The sequence below is a fragment of the Leisingera sp. ABM4_060 genome (assembly GCF_056158765.1).
Genome location: NZ_JBSWTX010000001.1, coordinates 1,272,375 through 1,289,677, shown reverse-complemented (window position 1 = coordinate 1,289,677; position 17,303 = coordinate 1,272,375). Strand labels below are relative to the sequence as shown.

The following is a 17,303-nucleotide window of genomic DNA, read 5'->3' as shown; positions in this document are numbered from 1 at the left end:
CTAACCCAGTGAGAAATAGGTGGTTTTCTGCTGGATCATAAAAGGCTTTTCAGATCGTCGCTAACTGAACAGGTCCTTCGCATTGACCTTGCCTCTGGCCAACCCCAGCTTCATCGCTGGGGTTTCCTTCGTTGAGCGCCTGCCCATCCAGTTATGCGTGAAGCGAAAAATATCGACGATTTTCACCATGGTTTCAGGGTTGTAGAGGTAATGGCGATGCCAGGCGCGGCCGTTGGCGCTTGGTGTATGAGAAGGACGTTCTGCGAACTTCAGATTGCTCCGGACCTTATGAAAGTAGGCATCAACGCTGCGTAGCGTGGCCAGACGCATGAGGCGCGCGCGGCGGTCCGGCGCCATGCTCTCCCGATCTGTCAGAATGCGCATACAGCGATGCGGCTCCGACTTCGTATGATATGGCCACTCGAAGGTTGCTGCCAGCGGCAGATCCTCCAGCATGCTCTCCACCAGGATGTCCTTGATCTCGTCTTTCGTGCTTGGATCGAAGTCATCAAAGATATGACGAGGCACATTGCTGTCGTTTTCCAGCTGCTTGCGACCTTCGTTCATCAACATGTTCCGTTGATCGTTGGATTGGTTCTTGTCGAATTCCACGACGATGACATCTGCTCGACCATCCTGGATCCTTCCGGCGAAGGCAGAGATGAACGACATCGCCAGTCCAGGGTCAGCATCCAGGACGAATACGAAGCGCTCAGAGCCTTTGCCGAGGAAATGACGCATCTGGAAAGCATGCGCCATCTGCATGGCGTCCTGGCGGACCAGGGCGCCGCTGTGGGGCAGCTGTAGCCCCAGATCGACCTCTGGGGCCTCATCGGGGTGAATGGCCACGTTGTGGGTCATTTTGTCGAGGTAGCCTTTGAACTCCGTTTCCGACCAAAGGCGTGCCTGCTCCCGAAAGGCTCTTGGCAGACTGAAATCCCCGGTTGCGACCATTCTGGCCTCAATATCCGGCAGCTCGATCGCCGGATCCAGCTGCAGGTGAGCGACCATGATGTAACCGGAGTTGGCGTGCGCTGTGCAAAGATGCTGAACAGCGATTTGCGCCCTGGTCCGCTTGTTTGGCCAATTCAGATGGAGGATCTGAGAATCCGAAGCGAAGCGGCGGCCGACTTTCTCCCAATGCACGCGCTTGAAATCAGCTTCCCGCTTGGCGGTGAAGTCGATAACGCGGTCATGGATGAAGTCGATCTTCCGATAGACATCCCGCGGAGATAGCTCAGTGAAATCGCAGATCTTGGTGATCGGCACGCCATTGGTGATCATCCAGAGGACATCGCGGTTCGTGTGGCTACGCTTCTGGCGACCCAGGCGCGTTCCCGTCGAGAATGTCTTCAGGCAGGATTTGCATTTCCAGCGCTGCGTGCCTTTCTTCGTCGTTCCCGCTTTGCGATACAGCTCCGGGTGCTCGGATTGGGTCTTCCCGTGATTTGCGCACTCCTCGGTGGAGCAGGCATCTCTTGGAAATTCGGGGCGGAACTTCCGACGAAGGCGGCGATATTCTTTGATAATCGCCTTGTTGTTCTTGATGATGGAGGTTTTTCCGCACCCACCACACTGGAAGGTTTTTTCATCGCCGGATCCGATGACCCTGCCGCGCGGCATGTTCGGCTTGACCTTGCTCCGGTTTTGCCCGCTTCTATCAAACGGGTCTGGAGCCTCTGCAAAGAAATCACATTGAGGATTTCGGCAGAAATTTACGCTGATGCCAAAGGAAGGCAAAGGCAAGCGCCTACGAGCGCCTGACGAAGATTTCTTCGTGGCTGTTCCCACACGTTCTCTCCCGGTTTTTCCGAGTTTTTCTTATTATTGTGGGATAAGATTGGCCAAAAACTGGCCAACCAAAATCTTATTTTTGCAACACTTATGGCAAAGGGCTGGGCCTTCGGGCCTCTTTTTCTTTGCCCGGTGCGGCCTTACTCTTGCCGGATTGCCCTGCTAACCTGGCGGAGCAAGGCAGAGCAGGTAAGAGCGTGGATCAAAGCGGCTCCAATCCCCAGGACGTGCGCAAGCGCCGGGTTTTCTACATTCCGGGCTACGACCCGATTCATCCGCGCCGTTACCGCGAGCTCTACCGCAAGGAAAGCGCGGCCCAGGCGCAGATTTCCGGCTATGGCATTTCCCTGTCGCCCAAGCAGACCAAGGGCCCCTACGGCTGGCACGTCACCGCTGAAATGGACGGCACCGAAGTTCAAGCGGATGTAGAAGTCCTGGTCTGGTCTGACATTGTCCGCGGCAGCATGGAGGCCTCTGTCGCAGGCACCTACCTGCAACTGGCCCGCACCGCCTGGATCTATATCACCACCGGCGCGCTCAGACGGTTGATGCGGCTGCGCAAGGGGCCGGTGATTGCAGCGCTCTATCCCGTGGGCATGCTGATTTTGCAGGCGCTGCTCGCGCTGCTGCTGGCCTGGGGCGTGGCCCATGCTGTCTCACTTGTGGCCGGTGCAGCGGGGCTGAGCGGCAGCATCGTTGCGGCAGCTGGCTGGGCCTTGGGTCTGAGTGCGGGCTATGCGCTGCTGCATTGGTTCAAGGCGCGCGATGGCAAGTTGTTTGCCTACTACCTGATGCACGACTACGCCTATTCTGCTGCGTCCCGTGGTGCCAACCCGCCAGAACTTGAAGCCCGGATGGCCGAATTCCGCCATCTGATTTCGGATGCTCTGCAAGACCGCAGTTTGGATGAAGTTCTTGTTGTCGGCCATTCCTCCGGTGCCCATGTCGGCGTGTCCGTGCTGGCGGACCTGATCCGGGAGAGCCTGCCCGCAGACCGCCCGGCGCTTGGCTTCCTGTCGCTGGGGCAGGTGGTGCCGATGGTTTCCTTCCTGCCGCAGGCCAAACGGCTGCGCGCAGACCTCAGATACCTGTCGCAGCGCGGCGAGCTTGCCTGGGTGGACGTCACTGCCCCCGGCGACGGCTGCGCCTTTGCACTCTGCGATCCGGTTGCTGTCAGCGGTGTAGCGCCAGAAGGCAAGCGCTGGCCGCTGGTGTTTTCGGCCGCTTTCACCCAGACCCTCAGCCCGGAGCGCTGGCAGGCCTTGCGCTGGCGGTTCTTCCGGCTGCATTTTCAGTATCTCTGCGCCTTTGACCGGCCGGGCGATTATGACTACTTCCATATCACTGCCGGGCCTCTGACACTGGCGGAACGGTATAAGCACCGCAAACCCTCGCAGTCGCGGATCGATGTGCCGGTGTCCAAGTTCACGTCGGTGGCCGCTGAATGACGCAAGCTCTGCCGCCGAAACCGCCAGCACGCCCGGACCGGGTGTCGCTGTGGCGGTACGCCAAACTGTTCCGCCAGGACATTCTCTCGGCTCAGCCAGCGCGGCTGTACCGGGCCTGGATGGCCGAGTTCCGCACGCCGTTCTTCCGCTCTTTTCTGGTCAACCAGCCGGATCTGGTGAAACTGCTGCTGAAGGACCGGCCGCAGGATTTTCCAAAGTCGGACCGGATTGCCGAGGGGCTGAAACCCTTGCTGGGCAATTCGGTGTTCCTGACCAATGGCACGGCCTGGAAGCGGCAGCGGCGGATCATCGATCCGGCGTTTGAGGGCGGGCGGCTGAAAGACACCTTTCCGGCTATGCGGGCGGCGGCTGAAGCTGCGGTCGAACGGCTGGCCACCCGAACCGGGCCGGTGGAGATCGAGGAGGAAACCTCGCACGCCGCCGCCGATGTCATTTTCCGGACGCTGTTCTCCATCCCGATCGAGCATGAGGTTGCAGGGGAGGTATTCAGCCGGTTCCGAGATTACCAGCGCAGCCAGCCGATTTTGAACCTTGCCGCCTTTTTGCCGGTGCCTGCCTGGATGCCGCGGTTTTTCCGTAAGGGAACCAAGGAGAATGCCGACCGGATCCGGGCACTGATTGCCCGTCTGACCGAGGCGCGGATGCAGGCGATCAAGGCGGGCACTGCGCCCGATGACCTGGCCACCAAGATCATGACCACCAGGGACCCGGAAACCGGAGGCACCTTCAGCACGGAAGAGATGGTCGACCAGGTCGCGATCTTCTTCCTGGCGGGCCATGAAACAAGCGCGTCCGCTTTGGCCTGGGCGCTTTACCTGATGGCGCTTTACCCGGAATGGCAGGACAAGGTGGCCGAAGAGGCAGCGGTGCTGGAGGATGTGAGCTTTGCTGCGGTTTCCAGGCTGAAGATCAGCCGGGACGTGTTCCGCGAGACCTTGCGGCTCTACCCGCCGGTGCCGATGATGGTGCGCGAAGCCGCTTGTCCCGAACGCTTTCGTGACCGGGATGTGCCGAGGGGATCGCAGATGGTGCTCAGCCCCTGGCATCTGCACCGGCATGAGCGCCTGTGGGAGAACCCGGACGCCTTTGATCCTGCCCGCTGGGGGACGCAGAACGGCAGGCAGTGCCAGCGCGATGCCTATATTCCCTTTTCAGCCGGATCCCGTGTTTGCACCGGAGCAGGGTTTGCGATGGTGGAGGGGCCTCTGATCCTGTCGATGATCTTGCGCCGGATCCGGATTGAACCCGTGGAAGGTAACACACCGGTGCCCGTGGCGCATCTGACAGTGCGGTCGAAAAACGGGATCTGGCTGCGGCTATCGCCCCGGCAGCCAAAACTTTTCTAAAAAGTTTTGGCCAAAGTTTTCAGAAAACTTTGGCGTCAGCACAGCAAGCGAACAGGCTGATTGTTGCAGAAGATAACAACCTGCTCCCCGTTCAAAACCGCGTGGTAACCCCGGCGCTGGACTTCGTGCTGCAATCTGGCAAGCCCCACATTTCTTTCCACATCGCGCAGTTTTCGGCGAACCACGCCGCCCTGGCGTGCAGATTTCACGTCGAATATCTGCTGCATCCACAATTCAGGTGAGATTGTGCGAAACACTTGTGCCATAGGGCGAGTGTCCGGAAATGTGGTTAACGCGACCTTAACCGGCGCAGCACAAACAGCCGGATCGCGGAGGCCAGGCCGCAGTCTTCGCCGCGGGTTTCATCGATTTCGGCTGCAAGATCGTTGATTGCACGGTCCTCGTCAGCTGCGATCTCGCGGAAGGCATCCCAGAAGTCATCCTCCAGCGACACTGAGGTCCGGTGTCCGCGCAAAGTCAGGGAGTGTTTCTTGGGACGGGCGTTCATTCGTCGCGCTTATGCTCGTCCAGCCGACGGACCTCTTGCGCATTGCGCGCCTTGTCCAAATCCTTTTCGGCCTTGGTCCGCCCGAAGGTCACGGCGTTCTGGTCAGCGCGGGCCTTCTTCTCGGCCCGCGCTTTGTCCTTTCTGTACCGGTTCAGATTGACCGGCTTTCCCATCAGTCTTTGGGCCCGATCATCTGCTCCGGGCGGACCACTGCATCAAAAGTCGCCTCATCGACAAAGCCCAGGGCAATCGCTTCTTCCTTCAGCGTGGTGCCGTTCTTATGCGCGGTCTTGGCAACCTTGGTGGCGTTGTCATAGCCGATGGTTGGCGCCAGCGCGGTGACCAGCATCAGGCTTTCCTTCATCAGCTTGTCGATGCGCGGCTCGTTGGCCTGGATGCCGTTCAGCATGCGTTCAGTGAAGCTGTCCGCCGCGTCGCCCAGCAGCTGGATCGACTGCAGCAGGTTGTAGGACATCATCGGGTTGTAGACGTTCAGTTCGAAATGGCCTTGCGAACCTGCGAATTTGATCGCCGCGTCATTGCCCATCACGTGCGCCGCCACCTGGGTCAGCGCCTCTGCCTGGGTCGGGTTCACCTTGCCCGGCATGATCGAGGAGCCGGGCTCGTTTTCCGGCAGGATCAGCTCGCCCAGGCCCGAGCGGGGGCCGGAACCCAGGAAGCGAATGTCATTGGCGATCTTGTAGCAGCTGCCGGCAATGGTCGCGAGCGCGCCGGACAGGAACACCATGGCGTCATGGGCGGCCAGCGCTTCGAATTTGTTCGGCGCAGTAACAAAGGGCAGGCCGGTGATTTCGGCCATATTGGCAGCGACCTTTTCGCCCCAGCCTTTTTGGGTGTTCAGGCCGGTGCCGACGGCAGTGCCGCCCTGTGCCAGCTCGTAGATGCCGGGCATGGCTGCCTCGACTCGCGCCAGGCCCTGACGGATCTGATGCGCGTAGCCGCCGAATTCCTGGCCCAGGGTCAGCGGGGTGGCGTCCTGGGTGTGGGTGCGGCCGATCTTGATGATGTCCTTGAACTCTTCCGATTTCTTCTCCAGCCCCTCGGCCAGCTTGGTCAGGCCCGGCACCAGCACGTCGCGCACGCTCATCGCGGTGGCGATATGCATGGCGGTGGGGAAGGTGTCATTGGAGGACTGGCCCATATTGCAGTGATCATTGGGGTGGACCGGGTCCTTGGAGCCGATCACGCCGCCAAGGATCTCAATCGCGCGGTTGGCGATCACCTCGTTGGAGTTCATGTTGGACTGGGTGCCGGAGCCGGTCTGCCAGACCACCAGCGGAAAGTTGTCGTCGAACTTGCCCGCCACCACTTCGCTGGCCGCTTGAATGACGGCATCGCCGATTGTCGCGTCCAGCTTGCCCGACGCCTTGTTGGCCATGGCGCAGGCCTGCTTGATCACGCCCAGCGCGCGCACGATGGCGACGGGCTGCTTTTCCCAGCCAATCGGGAAGTTCATGATCGAGCGCTGGGTCTGTGCGCCCCAGTATTTGTCTGCGGGGACCTCAAGCGGGCCAAAGCTGTCGGTTTCGGTGCGGGTCTCGGACATCCGTCGCCTCTCTGATTTGTATGCGGTTGTATGCCGTTTAGCCTTTGCGCAGATGCAGCGCAATTGGCCAGTTGCGCGCAGCATAGCCATTCATGCGGTCAGGTATAGGGGTGTTTTGGCGCAGCCGGCGCCATGGCCTGGGCACGTTACCATTGTGTAAGGCTATGCTATGCTTACATAGCAGGGGATAGGCTTTGAATTCAGGCCAGGTAATCCGGAAAGGAAGACAGAGTGCCGATCCGCGTGCGAACCCTCCATGACTGCAAGGCTGCGATTGCGCCTGCGCTGACGGCGGCTGCCTTGCTGCTGCTGCCCCTGCAGGCGCTGGCCGATGTGTCGCGCTTTGCCGGCGAATACACCGGCAGCGTCGAGGTGGTCAAAGGTGATGGCGACACAGACCCGCGGGACATGAGCGTGGTGATCCGGCAGATGAAGAAGGGCTTCACCCTGAAGTGGACATCGACCACCGAAAAAGATGATGGCCGCAGGAAAACAAAGACTTACGAGATTGAGTTCCTGTCCAGCGGCAGCGACGGCGTCTATTCCGCGGCGATGACCCGCAATGTGTTCGGCCATGCGGTGCCGCTCAATCCGATGGAGGGGGAACCCTTTGTCTGGGGCCGCATCACCGGCGCTACCCTGACCGTGTTTTCCTTGTTCATTCATCCCAACGGCGACTACGAGATGCAGCAATATGACCGGACCCTGGCCGACGGCGGGCTGGATCTTGTCTATACCTCCCGCCTGAACGGCGAGACGCAGCGCGAGCTGAAGACCTTTCTGACCAGAGAGTGAGCGGGTTCAAAAAAGGCGGCCCGGACGGCCGCCTTGCAGGCATTCAGCTGATCTCACGGATTATTTACGGAAGCTGTCCAGCGAGACGACATCTGCGTCTTTTTTCTCCGGTACTGGGGCTTCGCCGCTCTCCGGCTCATCTTCGATTTCCGCAACCGCGGCATAGCCTTCGGCCTCTTCCTCGGCGCTTTCAAAGCGCAGGCCAAATTCCACCGACGGGTCCACAAAGGTGCGGATGGCGTCATAGGGAATATAAAGCGGCTCAGGCGAGTCGCCGAAGTTCAGCGTGACGGCAAAGCCGTCCTCATCGACGGTCAGATTGTCGAACCAATGCTGCATGACCACGGTCATTTCGCCCGGGTAGCGGTCAGACAGCCAGTCGGCCAGCTCCACATCGGGGTGGGCGGTGTCGAAAGTGATGAAAAAGTGGTGGTTACCCGGCAGCCCGTTCTCGGAAATATCCTGCAGCACGGTCCGGATCAGGCCGCGCATGGCAGAATGCATCAGGTTGCCATAGTCGATTTCACGGGACATGCAGTCACCCTTTGTTCATTTGCTCCCAGCATAGGAGATTCTGCCGGAAACAAAAGAGCGGCCTTTCGGCTGAGGCCATTATTTTTGGTATCGGCAGCCTATACGAAAGCGGGGCAGTCAGCTGATTGCAAACGGGAATTCTGCGATCCCAAGGCCTGAGGCCGCCATCACCGCCAAGAGCAGCAGCATATTGCCGCGCACGGCCCAAGCGGCAAACGGCGCCAGCAGAACCAGCAGTGCGGCGGTGGTGTTCATGCTGGCCCAGACCGGAGCGGGGACATGCAGAACGCCTGCCTCGAAGATCCGGGTTTCGGCAAAGGCCACATGCAGCAGGAACCAGACCGACAGGTTCAGGATGACGCCCGCAACTGTGGCAGTCACAGCCTTCAATGCCATGCCAAGGCGCGGATGCGCGGCGATACGCTCCACATAGGGGGCCGCAGCAAAGATCCACAGAAAACAGGGCATGAAGGTGGCCCACAGCGCCACGGCGCCCGCAGCCAGGAACAGGCCAAAGCCGTCTTTCAGCAGGCCTGACAGCATGGCGACAAACTGGGTAACCAGGATCAGCGGTCCCGGCGTGGTTTCGGCCAGCCCCAAGGCGTCGATCATCTGCCCGGCGGAGATCCAGCCGAACTGGCTCACCACTGTCTGGCTGATATAGGCCAGCACCGCATAGGCCCCGCCGAAGGTGACCACCGCCAGCTTGGAGAAGAACCAGCCGATATCGGCCAGGAAGTCAGCGCCAGACAGGCTGAGCGCAATCAAGGGCAGCAGCCACAGCGCCCCCCAGACCGCGATATTGCGCAGAGCGCTGTCATTGCGGGCAGGCGGGCTGTGTGCTGCATCGTCTGCGCTGGCATCCTTCCGCATCAGGCCGATGCAGGCTGCCGCCAGCACCACCAGCGGAAACGGCAGGTTGAGCAGGAACAGCGCGGCGAAGCCAAACCCGGCCAGCGCCCAGTCCAGCGGATGGTTCAGCGCCTTTCCGGCCAGCCGCCGCAGCGCCTGAAGGATGATGACAACCACGGCTGCCTTAACACCCAGAAAGGCGGACTGCACCGCGGGCAGGGTGCCGTATTGCGCATAAAGCCAGACCAGTGCCGCAATCACTGCGGCTCCGGGCAGCACAAACAGCAGGCCCGCCAGCAGACCGCCCGCGGTGCCGCGCATCCGCCAGCCGGTATAGGTGGCCAGCTGCATCGCCTCCGGCCCAGGTAAAAGCATGCAAAAGGACAGGCCGCGCAGAAAGCTCTCCTCGCTCAGCCAGGGGCGCTCCTCGACCAGTTCCTTATGCATCACCGCAATCTGCGCCGCCGGGCCGCCAAAGCTCAGCACGCCGATGCGCCCGAAGACACGGAACATCTCCGCCCAGGAAGGCTGGCTCATGCTTTGCCGCCCGCCGGCCAGTCGTGGCCTTCGCCGCGCCCGTCGCGGGCCCAGCGGTAAAGCGCATCATAAAGAGTCATGCCTGCCTCAAGCTGCTGATGGTCGTCCTTATACTGGCGCGACAGCCCGACGGAGAGAGCCAGAAGCCCCGCTGCCTCAGGCGCAAGATCGTGCCGGTTGGTGTCGGCGCCTCTCACAACCCGTGCCAATATGTCAAGCGCCGGAATTCTAAGACCGAATTCATCCAGCATGATGTCAAAGGTGCACAGCTCCCCGCGGTGCGACCAGAACACATCCTCGACATCAAACGGCGTGGCGCCAAAGCGTTCCGCCACACCCGCAACCTCGGACGGTGACACAAACAGAAACCGCGCCCCGGTGTCCACGAACCGGCGGATCAGCCAGGGGCAGGCGATGCGGTCGATCTTGGGCCGGTGCCGCGTCACCCACAGGGTGCTGCCGCCGACAGGCGCGGGCAGGGCACTGGCCGGAATGCGCGGTGCGCCCTTCATATCGCGCCAGGCGAACATGCCGCCCTGCAGGTACTCGGCCTCGATCCCGTCATTGCGCAGCCAGGCCGCCACGCCTTGCGACAGCTTGATGCCCTTCTGGCAGATCACCACGCAGCGGCGCCCGTTCAGCCGCGCCTTCAAACCTTCCATATCGGTATGCGGATGGCGGATGGAGCCGGGGATCAGGTAGGGATCAGCAGCGAAATCCTCGCTGATGCAAATATCTATCAGCACCGGAGCATTCGGCGTGCCGATCAGGCGGGATAATTGGGCAGGTGTGATTTCATTCGGGGCAGCCATAAGCATGTCTCCTCGCGAGCAAGGTTAACATGCGAACCTTGGGCTGTCGCCTCACGGGGCGTTCGCGTCTCTCCCCATGGCTCTTTACAAGCGTATTTCCGGACCGGTTGTCAAGATTGCCGGCGCCGCGGGCGGCTATTTCAGCCGCTCGCCGGTCATGCAGATGGCCAGGGCCTCAGGCGGCAGCTGCCCCAGCATCTCGAACATCCGGAAATAATCCATGTTGGAATGCATTTCCGCAATCCGGCCGTTTTCAACCCGGGCCATGAGCTGGCCGGTGATCTGAAACGGGGTGCCGTCCCTGGGGTTGCTGGTATCTGCCAGCAGCCGCACCGACACCCAGTCGCCGGTTTCCATCGCATGGGTAAAGGTGACGCTGACCGGACCCAGCAGATTGCGCAGCGCTGCAACCACCTCGCCATAATCGCACTCCGGTTCCGCCAGGGCCGAGACTGCGCCCGAAATCAGCGTGTCCGGGGTCATCACCTCACCTACGGCTTCCAGGTTGCCCTTGCACCAGACCTCTTCGAACCAATAGTGCAGCAGCCGGGTCAGCGGCATACCGGGGCAGCCGGCCGGATCAAAAGGTGCAGCCATGGCGGGGGAAGAACGCTCCTGCGGCTGGCTGGGAGCCTTGGCGGCCCTGCGAGGAGAAAACGGGGCGGGCTGGTTGCTGGTTCTGGTCATCTTCATCGCCACATGAGGCCCTGGCCGGTGAGGCAGGCGGCTACGGTGTCTTGCGGCAGCTGGCCGAGCTGCTCGAACAGGGAGATATAGTCGAACTGGCTGAAGGTTTCGGCCATCTTGCCGTCCTCGAAACGGATCATGACATGGCCTGAGGTGCTGACCGGTTTGCCGGTGGCAACGCAGCGGCATTGGAACTTCGTCCGGGCTGCCAGCCAGTCATCCTGTTCGACAACCTGGGTAATGCCGATCTTGATTCGCTCCACGCGGCTGCGCAAGGCGGTCACAAAATCTTCGAAGTCGCCCCGTGAAAGCTGCAGCGACGGCACCGCACCCGTCGCGGTGCTGCCGGGCAAAAAACAGTCGTCAAGGGCACTTAAGTCGCCGCGCGACCAGCCCTGATCGTACCAGCGCTGCAAAATTTCGGCTTTGGAGGAGGGGGCAGTCAAAGGTCGTGTCAGCTTTCGTGCTGGGCAGTTTCGTCCGGGCACCATTTTTATAGCCGTGCGGGCCGGGTTTAAAAGCTCAAAACTAAAGTCTTAGCATTCCCCAAGTCAGAAACAGCGGTGCCGCAGCGGAAAGAAGCAAGATCGCAAACAGGGGGAAAGTGCAGGTTTCTGTTGCCAGGTACCTGCGAACCCCGCCTTACGCGGCTAGGCGCAAGGGCTTAGATTTCGATTCCTCGAACTGCTTACGCAGCCAGAGCAACCGGAGCACGATTGTCGTTTGCAATTGTACTGTTTGGGCCGGTACGGTGGCACCCCGCCGAGACAAAGCAAACCCCTTTAGACGTCCGTCGATCCTGTTTCGGCCCCATGATCCCCAAACGAAGGATTTTGGTGGAGCCGCCGGGTACCGCCCCCGGGTCCGATCCGCTTATTACGAGCGCGTTTATGTCCATAGTTCCACGAGGGAACAGGAGTCATATAATCGGCTTCTGCTCGGATGCAAAGAGGAGAACCGGAATCCTGCGAGGATTCCGGCCAGTTTTCCGGCGCGGAAAACCGGCGTCAGCTGCAACTGATGCGCATAAAAATCCTCGCAGGATTTTTGGCCGTTTCCCGCGCCGGGAAACGGCGGCGCTAGTCAAGCTTCCGGATCGGAGCGCTATTGCAGAAGATGATGACCTGCTCGCGGTTCTGCACCGCCTGAAACCCGCGGGCGCGCACCTCCGCCAGAAAGGCCTCCATCCCGGCATAGCCTTCGATGTCCCGGAGTTTGCGGCGGACCACACCGCCGTTCTGTACCGCCTTGCAGGCGAAAATATCGCGCAGCCAGATGTCGGGGGACAGGGCGGAACCGGGTTTGACCATGCCGGAAGTGTCCGGGGTCGCGGTTAACAAATCCTTACCGCCTGGCTCGGGCCGCAAAGACGTTGCAGGCAAGATTGCGGGTTTCATCTTCCAGGTCCTGCAGCCCCGCAACAGCTGCGCCGCCATCGCCGGCCTCGATGGCATCGGCAATCCGGGTGTGCAGCCCGGTGATCACGGCGCGGTCGCGGGCGGTGAAGGTGATCATGTTCATCAGAGGCTGCATCGCCTCCACCGCGCCGGCCAGCTGATAGGACAGAACCGGATTGCAGGCTCCGTCGACCAGTGCCCGGTGAAAGGCCACGTCGGAGGCACAGAAAGCCACATCCGTCAGCCCCGGCTGTCCTTGCCGGAAAATCTCTGCCCGCATCGTCGCCAGATGATCGGGACTGCGGCGGGCGGCGCTGAGCGGCGCGCAGGCCCGCTCCAGCGCATAGCGCGCCTCGCAGGCGGTGTCGAAACTCACCGCGTTCATGCTCAGGAGCAGCGTCGATGTAGTAATCTGCTGCGAATAGGCATCCTCAAAGCTTAAGCGATTGACAAACGCCCCGCCGGACGCGCCGCGCTGGGTGCGGATCAGCGATTGCGCCGCCAGCCGCTTCAGCGCCTCGCGCACTGTCGGGCGGGAGACCTGGAAATGCTCCGAAAGTTCCGTCTCCGACGGCAGACGGGCATCGACATCCAGCTCGCCCGAGATAATTGCATCCTTGATCGCCTGGGCGATCTGCACCGGCAGATCGGCGGTACTGTTGGGGTCAATCTTCATCTGCAAGGCCCTGACGCAGCGTGACGCCGGCGGGGGCCGGCAAGAAATCATTTGTCTGACATTTAAAAGTCTGACATTTAGATCCTAAGGCTTGAGTTGGGGGAGGGCAATGCCTGGACCCTCTGCGCGCAAGCTTTTGCGGCATTGGTTTTGCCGCGTGCAGCCAATGATCTGAAACGCTCAAACGGAGACTTGAGCATGGCAAGCATCTTTCCCTCCCGCCGCATCCGGCGCACGCCCTTTTCCCCCGGTGTCGAGGCCGCGGGCGTCAAGGGCTATACGGTCTATAACCACATGCTGCTGGCAACGGTGTTTGACAGCCTGGAATATGACTGCGCCCACTTGAAAGAACATGTGCAGGTCTGGGATGTGGCCTGTGAGCGCCAGGTCAGCATCAAGGGTCCGGACGCGCTGCGGCTGATGAAGCTGATCAGCCCGCGCGACATGGACAAGATGGCCGATGACCAGTGCTACTATGTGCCGACGGTCGACCACAACGGCGGTATGCTGAACGATCCGGTGGCGGTGAAACTGGCAGCGGATCACTACTGGCTGTCGCTGGCGGATGGCGACCTGCTGCAGTTTGCCCTGGGCATCGCCATCGCCAAAGGTTTTGACGTGGAGATCGTCGAACCCGATGTCTCGCCGCTGGCGGTGCAGGGCCCCAAGGCGGATGAGCTGATGGCGCGCGTCTTTGGCGACGCGGTGCGCGATATCCGCTTCTTCCGCTACAAACGGCTGTCCTTCCAGGGGGCGGAGCTGGTGGTGGCGCGCTCTGGCTGGTCCAAGCAGGGCGGGTTTGAGGTTTATGTCGAAGGTTCGGATCTGGGCATGCCGCTGTGGGATGCGTTGTTTGCGGCCGGCGCAGATCTGAAGGTGCGGGCAGGCTGCCCCAACGCGATTGAGCGGATCGAAAGCGGGCTGCTAAGCTATGGCAACGACATGACCCACGCAAATACGCCTTATGAATGCGGGCTGGGCAAGTTCTGCAATTCGCCGGAGGACTACATCGGCAGGGCCGCGCTGGCGGAGCAGGCCGCAAACGGTCCCGCCCGCCAGATCCGCCCGCTGGTGATCGGCGGAGAGATCCCGCCCTGCCTGGACGCCTGGCCGCTCTATGCGGATGGGCGCCGGGTTGGGGAAATCGGCTCGGCAATCTTTTCGCCTGAATTCGGCGTGAATGCAGCAATTGGAATGGTGGACCGGTCTCATTGGGCGCCGGGCACTGTGCTGGAGGTTGAAACTCCTGCGGGGATGCTGCCGGCAACGGTGCAGAAGCGGTTCTGGCGCTGAAGTGAAACACCGGGGGCGCTGCCCCCGCCGCGGCAGGCCGCGGCTCCCCCGGGATATTTTGGGCCAGGTGAACACGGGATCTGGTTCGCGGTACAGGAAAGGATGGCATGATGTTCAATGCACTGGTTGTGAACAAGGACGAAGACAGCGGCAAGACATCCGCCGCGGTGGAGCAGATCAGCCTGGATCAGCTGCCCGAGGGCGAGGTGACCGTGGCGGTGGAATATTCCACCGTGAACTACAAGGACGGTCTCTGCTTGGGCCCGGGCGGCGGTTTGGTGCGCAAATACCCGCATGTGCCGGGGATCGATTTTGCCGGTACCGTGGAGGCGTCAAGCGACGGCCGCTACAAGCCTGGCGACAAGGTGGTGCTGACCGGCTGGCGTGTGGGCGAGGCCCATTGGGGCGGTTACAGCCAGAAAGCAAATGTGCGCGCGGATTGGCTGGTGCCGCTGCCCGGGGGGCTGGACACCCGCCAGGCAATGGCCGTGGGAACCGCGGGCTTTACCGCGATGCTGGCGGTGATGGCGCTGGAAGACCACGGCCTGGAGAAAGGTCACGGGCCGGTGCTGGTGACGGGCGCCGCGGGCGGCGTCGGCTCGGTTGCGACTGCGATCCTGGCCAACCTGGGCTATGAGGTGGCCGGTGTCACCGGGCGCCCGGAAACAGCTGAATACCTGAAATCGCTGGGTGCCACGCAGATCGTCGCGCGTGAAGAGGTCAACGAAACCACCAAACGCCCGCTGGAAAGCGAAAGCTGGGCAGGCTGCATCGATGCTGTCGGCGGCGCCATGCTGGCGCGGGTGCTGGGGCAGATGAAATACGGCTGCTCGGTGGCGGCGGTGGGCCTGGCGGGCGGCGCGGTGCTGCCGGCCACCGTGATCCCCTTCCTGTTGCGCGGGGTGAACCTGCTGGGCATCGACTCGGTGATGCAGCCCTATGAAAACCGCCTCCGCGCCTGGCAGCGCATCGCCAAGGACCTGCCGATGGACAAGCTGGAGGCGATGGTGCAGCCCGCCTCCCTCAGCGACCTGCCGCAGCTTGGCGCGGACATCCTCAAAGGCCAGGTCAAGGGCCGGGTTGTCGTTGACGTGAATGCCTGATTGCGACCTCTGCGTCTTGCAGGTCTAGGGCCGGTTTTTACCGGCCCTTTTTTGTGCCTGGAACTCTAGGCAACCGTGCAGGGGGCAGTAAAATATAGATTTCAGGCACATGTTTGCAATGCGGCATTCAATCGGAGTTTTGCGAAACCCGGCAGAACGGCTCCTGTCACAAAACCGGTAGGATGTCGGTTTTGTCTAATTTCTGGTCTTTCCTGCGGCTCCCTGGGCAGGCTTTCCCCCGGATGACAGCCCCACTGACTATTCGGGGAGACAAGTCATGACTTCTGAAACCAATGAGCCTGATGCCGGCTATGAAGCCGGCCAGGACAATATCCAGGTCATGGGCCTGGATGTGCACAATCCGGTCTTTGCCATTTCGGCGGTGACCATCGTCGCCTTTGTGTTCTTTTCCCTCGTGTTCAAGGAACAGGCGGGCGAATTCTTTGGCTGGCTGCGCCCGGCGCTGACCAGCAGCTTCGACTGGGTCTTCATGATCTCGACCAACATCTTTGTGCTGTTTGCACTGTTCCTGGTGGTGACGCCTTACGGCTCGATCCGCTTGGGCGGCGATGATGCGCGTCCGGACTATTCCTATGCCGGCTGGTTTGCGATGCTGTTTGCGGCCGGCATGGGTATCGGCCTGGTGTTCTGGGGTGTGGCGGAGCCGATCTCGCACTACGGCTCCGCTCTGGGCGGCACCGCCGTTGGCGAAGACGGCGTGCGCACCGACTGGGCGCCGCTGGGGGCGGCCGCTGGCGATGAGGCAGCCGCGCAGAAGCTCTCCATGGCCGCAACGATCTTCCACTGGGGGCTGCACCCCTGGGCGATCTATGCGGTGGTGGCGCTGGCGCTGGCCTTCTTCTCCTTCAACCGCGGGCTGCCGCTGACCATGCGCTCGGTGTTCTACCCGCTGTTCGGCAATGCCACCTGGGGTGTGCTGGGCCATATCATTGACGTGCTGGCGGTGTTCGCCACCATCTTTGGCCTGGCGACTTCGCTGGGTCTGGGCGCGACCCAGGCGCTGGCCGGCCTGAACTACCTGTTCGGCGTGCCCATCACCGACGGCATGAAGGTGTTCCTGATCGTGGCCATCACCCTGTTTGCCCTGATCTCGGTTGTCGCGGGCCTGGAAAAAGGCGTCAAACGCCTGTCTGAGGCCAATATGATCCTCGCGGCGGCGCTCTTGCTCTTGGTGCTGATCGTCGGCCCGACCGTCGCCATCCTCACAGGCTTCTTCACCAGCCTGGTGGATTACGCCATCTTCCTGCCGGAGCTGTCAAACTGGGTCGGCCGTGAAGACACCAACTTCCTGCAGGGCTGGACCACCTTCTACTGGGCCTGGTGGATTTCCTGGTCGCCGTTTGTCGGCATGTTCATTGCCCGCATCTCCCGCGGCCGCACCGTGCGCGAGTTTGTGATCTGCGTGCTGCTGATCCCGACCGTGGTCGGCGCCCTGTGGATGAGCGTCTTTGGCGGCGCAGCCCTGGACATGGTGGCAGGCGACGGCGGCCAGGCGCTGAAGGACGCGGCACTTGAACTGAAGATGTTCAAGATGTTCGAAAGCTTCCCGCTGACCGGCATCCTGTCATTCGTCGGCATCATCCTGGTGGTGGTCTTCTTTGTCACCTCCTCGGACTCCGGCTCGCTGGTGATCGACACCATCACTGCTGGCGGCAAGACCGATGCACCGACCAAGCAGCGCGTGTTCTGGTGCGTGCTGGAAGGCGCCATCGCCATTGTACTGCTACTGGGCGGCGGTCTGGGCGCGCTGCAGGCTGCAGCCATTGCCACCGGCTTCCCGTTTGCCATCGTGCTGGTGCTTATGTGCCTCTCGGTCTTCATCGGCCTGGCCGGGGAAAGGCGCCGCCGCAAGTAAGCGGACTGCCAGAGACCAAAGAGAAGGCCCCGGGTGATCCCCGGGGCCTTTTGCGTG

18 protein-coding genes and 1 other RNA gene are annotated in these 17,303 nt (G+C 61.5%); 6 read left to right on the top strand and 13 right to left on the bottom strand.

Annotation, left to right across the window (positions count from 1 at the left end):
• Positions 1 to 60: 60 nt before the first annotated feature.
• Positions 61 to 1,791 (bottom strand): transposase, encoded by a 1,731-nt coding sequence (locus ACXAEH_RS06305; protein ID WP_475031611.1) that lies wholly within the window; start codon positions 1,789 to 1,791, stop codon positions 61 to 63.
• A 200-nt stretch (positions 1,792 to 1,991) separates the two neighbouring features.
• Here ACXAEH_RS06305 and ACXAEH_RS06300 point away from each other — a divergent pair, with 200 nt between their 5' ends.
• Both ACXAEH_RS06300 and ACXAEH_RS06295 read left to right on the top strand, forming a co-directional pair.
• Positions 1,992 to 3,242, top strand: coding sequence for a hypothetical protein (locus tag ACXAEH_RS06300; RefSeq protein WP_475031610.1), 1,251 nt, complete (start codon positions 1,992 to 1,994; stop codon positions 3,240 to 3,242).
• Positions 3,239 to 4,609 carry a cytochrome P450 gene (locus ACXAEH_RS06295; RefSeq protein WP_475031609.1) on the top strand — a complete coding sequence of 457 codons (1,371 nt, stop codon included), beginning with the start codon at positions 3,239 to 3,241 and terminating at the stop codon, positions 4,607 to 4,609. Before ACXAEH_RS06300 ends, ACXAEH_RS06295 begins: the two co-directional genes overlap by 4 nt.
• Positions 4,610 to 4,644: 35 nt before the next feature.
• Here ACXAEH_RS06295 and ACXAEH_RS06290 read toward each other — a convergent pair whose 3' ends face one another.
• Genes ACXAEH_RS06290 through fumC form a run of 4 tightly spaced genes read right to left on the bottom strand, consistent with a single transcriptional unit; the run spans position 4,645 to position 6,684 of the window.
• Positions 4,645 to 4,875, bottom strand: coding sequence for an N-(5'-phosphoribosyl)anthranilate isomerase (locus ACXAEH_RS06290; RefSeq protein ID WP_475031608.1), 231 nt, complete (start codon positions 4,873 to 4,875; stop codon positions 4,645 to 4,647).
• Between the two features lie 23 nt (positions 4,876 to 4,898).
• The gene (locus ACXAEH_RS06285) at positions 4,899 to 5,117 is read right to left on the bottom strand and encodes a ribbon-helix-helix domain-containing protein (RefSeq protein ID WP_475031607.1); all 219 of its coding nucleotides are present in this window, start codon (positions 5,115 to 5,117) and stop codon (positions 4,899 to 4,901) included.
• The gene (locus ACXAEH_RS06280; protein ID WP_475031606.1) at positions 5,114 to 5,290 is read right to left on the bottom strand and encodes a DUF4169 family protein; all 177 of its coding nucleotides are present in this window, start codon (positions 5,288 to 5,290) and stop codon (positions 5,114 to 5,116) included. The genes ACXAEH_RS06285 and ACXAEH_RS06280 overlap by 4 nt, the downstream gene beginning before the upstream one ends.
• Positions 5,290 to 6,684: a class II fumarate hydratase gene (gene fumC, locus ACXAEH_RS06275; RefSeq protein ID WP_475031605.1), complete on the bottom strand. Its 1,395-nt coding sequence runs from the start codon at positions 6,682 to 6,684 to the stop codon at positions 5,290 to 5,292. The genes ACXAEH_RS06280 and fumC overlap by 1 nt, the downstream gene beginning before the upstream one ends.
• Before the next feature lie 231 nt (positions 6,685 to 6,915).
• Here fumC and ACXAEH_RS06270 point away from each other — a divergent pair, with 231 nt between their 5' ends.
• Complete coding sequence (locus ACXAEH_RS06270) at positions 6,916 to 7,479, top strand: hypothetical protein (RefSeq protein ID WP_475031604.1); 564 nt, start codon at positions 6,916 to 6,918, stop codon at positions 7,477 to 7,479.
• 60 nt (positions 7,480 to 7,539) lie between these two features.
• Here ACXAEH_RS06270 and ACXAEH_RS06265 read toward each other — a convergent pair whose 3' ends face one another.
• From ACXAEH_RS06265 to ACXAEH_RS06230, 8 genes are all read right to left on the bottom strand, one after another.
• Positions 7,540 to 8,013: an SspB family protein gene (locus tag ACXAEH_RS06265; RefSeq protein ID WP_475031603.1), complete on the bottom strand. Its 474-nt coding sequence runs from the start codon at positions 8,011 to 8,013 to the stop codon at positions 7,540 to 7,542.
• A 117-nt stretch (positions 8,014 to 8,130) separates the two neighbouring features.
• Positions 8,131 to 9,402, bottom strand: coding sequence for a chromate efflux transporter (gene chrA / locus ACXAEH_RS06260; protein ID WP_475031602.1), 1,272 nt, complete (start codon positions 9,400 to 9,402; stop codon positions 8,131 to 8,133).
• On the bottom strand, positions 9,399 to 10,214 hold the full coding sequence (locus tag ACXAEH_RS06255; protein ID WP_475031601.1) for a chromate resistance protein ChrB domain-containing protein: 816 nt from the start codon (positions 10,212 to 10,214) through the stop codon (positions 9,399 to 9,401). Before ACXAEH_RS06255 ends, chrA begins: the two co-directional genes overlap by 4 nt.
• A 135-nt stretch (positions 10,215 to 10,349) precedes the next feature.
• A complete protein-coding gene (locus ACXAEH_RS06250) occupies positions 10,350 to 10,811 on the bottom strand; it encodes a nuclear transport factor 2 family protein (RefSeq protein WP_475031600.1) in 462 nt (153 codons plus the stop codon).
• A 92-nt stretch (positions 10,812 to 10,903) separates the two neighbouring features.
• Positions 10,904 to 11,347 (bottom strand): ester cyclase, encoded by a 444-nt coding sequence (locus ACXAEH_RS06245; RefSeq protein WP_475031599.1) that lies wholly within the window; start codon positions 11,345 to 11,347, stop codon positions 10,904 to 10,906.
• A 157-nt stretch (positions 11,348 to 11,504) separates the two neighbouring features.
• Positions 11,505 to 11,854: a transfer-messenger RNA gene (gene ssrA, locus ACXAEH_RS06240) on the bottom strand.
• 126 nt (positions 11,855 to 11,980) lie between these two features.
• Positions 11,981 to 12,241, bottom strand: coding sequence for an aspartate aminotransferase (locus tag ACXAEH_RS06235; RefSeq protein ID WP_475031598.1), 261 nt, complete (start codon positions 12,239 to 12,241; stop codon positions 11,981 to 11,983).
• A 4-nt stretch (positions 12,242 to 12,245) separates the two neighbouring features.
• Complete coding sequence (locus ACXAEH_RS06230) at positions 12,246 to 12,974, bottom strand: FadR/GntR family transcriptional regulator (protein ID WP_475031597.1); 729 nt, start codon at positions 12,972 to 12,974, stop codon at positions 12,246 to 12,248.
• A gap of 198 nt (positions 12,975 to 13,172) precedes the next feature.
• Between ACXAEH_RS06230 and ACXAEH_RS06225 the strand changes: the two genes are divergently transcribed.
• The 3 genes from ACXAEH_RS06225 (at position 13,173) to ACXAEH_RS06215 (ending at position 17,246) form a co-directional block, all read left to right on the top strand.
• Positions 13,173 to 14,267 (top strand): dimethylsulfoniopropionate demethylase, encoded by a 1,095-nt coding sequence (locus ACXAEH_RS06225; protein WP_475031596.1) that lies wholly within the window; start codon positions 13,173 to 13,175, stop codon positions 14,265 to 14,267.
• 110 nt (positions 14,268 to 14,377) lie between these two features.
• Positions 14,378 to 15,370, top strand: coding sequence for an acryloyl-CoA reductase (acuI, locus tag ACXAEH_RS06220; protein WP_475035530.1), 993 nt, complete (start codon positions 14,378 to 14,380; stop codon positions 15,368 to 15,370).
• 277 nt (positions 15,371 to 15,647) lie between these two features.
• A complete protein-coding gene (locus ACXAEH_RS06215; RefSeq protein ID WP_475031595.1) occupies positions 15,648 to 17,246 on the top strand; it encodes a BCCT family transporter in 1,599 nt (532 codons plus the stop codon).
• Positions 17,247 to 17,303 lie beyond the last annotated feature (57 nt).

What these genes read in the sequence shown, in the direction of transcription:
- ACXAEH_RS06215 (WP_475031595.1), top strand. Translation starts at nt 15,648, where the DNA reads ATGACTTCTGAAACCAATGAGCCTGATGCCGGCTATGAAGCCGGCCAG.
- ACXAEH_RS06295 (WP_475031609.1), top strand. Translation starts at nt 3,239, where the DNA reads ATGACGCAAGCTCTGCCGCCGAAACCGCCAGCACGCCCGGACCGGGTG.
- ACXAEH_RS06285 (WP_475031607.1), bottom strand. Translation starts at nt 5,117, where the DNA reads ATGAACGCCCGTCCCAAGAAACACTCCCTGACTTTGCGCGGACACCGG.
- ACXAEH_RS06265 (WP_475031603.1), bottom strand. Translation starts at nt 8,013, where the DNA reads ATGTCCCGTGAAATCGACTATGGCAACCTGATGCATTCTGCCATGCGC.
- ACXAEH_RS06225 (WP_475031596.1), top strand. Translation starts at nt 13,173, where the DNA reads ATGGCAAGCATCTTTCCCTCCCGCCGCATCCGGCGCACGCCCTTTTCC.
- ACXAEH_RS06250 (WP_475031600.1), bottom strand. Translation starts at nt 10,811, where the DNA reads ATGGCTGCACCTTTTGATCCGGCCGGCTGCCCCGGTATGCCGCTGACC.
- chrA (WP_475031602.1), bottom strand. Translation starts at nt 9,402, where the DNA reads ATGAGCCAGCCTTCCTGGGCGGAGATGTTCCGTGTCTTCGGGCGCATC.
- ACXAEH_RS06255 (WP_475031601.1), bottom strand. Translation starts at nt 10,214, where the DNA reads ATGGCTGCCCCGAATGAAATCACACCTGCCCAATTATCCCGCCTGATC.
- ACXAEH_RS06230 (WP_475031597.1), bottom strand. Translation starts at nt 12,974, where the DNA reads ATGAAGATTGACCCCAACAGTACCGCCGATCTGCCGGTGCAGATCGCC.
- ACXAEH_RS06290 (WP_475031608.1), bottom strand. Translation starts at nt 4,875, where the DNA reads ATGGCACAAGTGTTTCGCACAATCTCACCTGAATTGTGGATGCAGCAG.
- ACXAEH_RS06280 (WP_475031606.1), bottom strand. Translation starts at nt 5,290, where the DNA reads ATGGGAAAGCCGGTCAATCTGAACCGGTACAGAAAGGACAAAGCGCGG.
- acuI (WP_475035530.1), top strand. Translation starts at nt 14,378, where the DNA reads ATGTTCAATGCACTGGTTGTGAACAAGGACGAAGACAGCGGCAAGACA.
- fumC (WP_475031605.1), bottom strand. Translation starts at nt 6,684, where the DNA reads ATGTCCGAGACCCGCACCGAAACCGACAGCTTTGGCCCGCTTGAGGTC.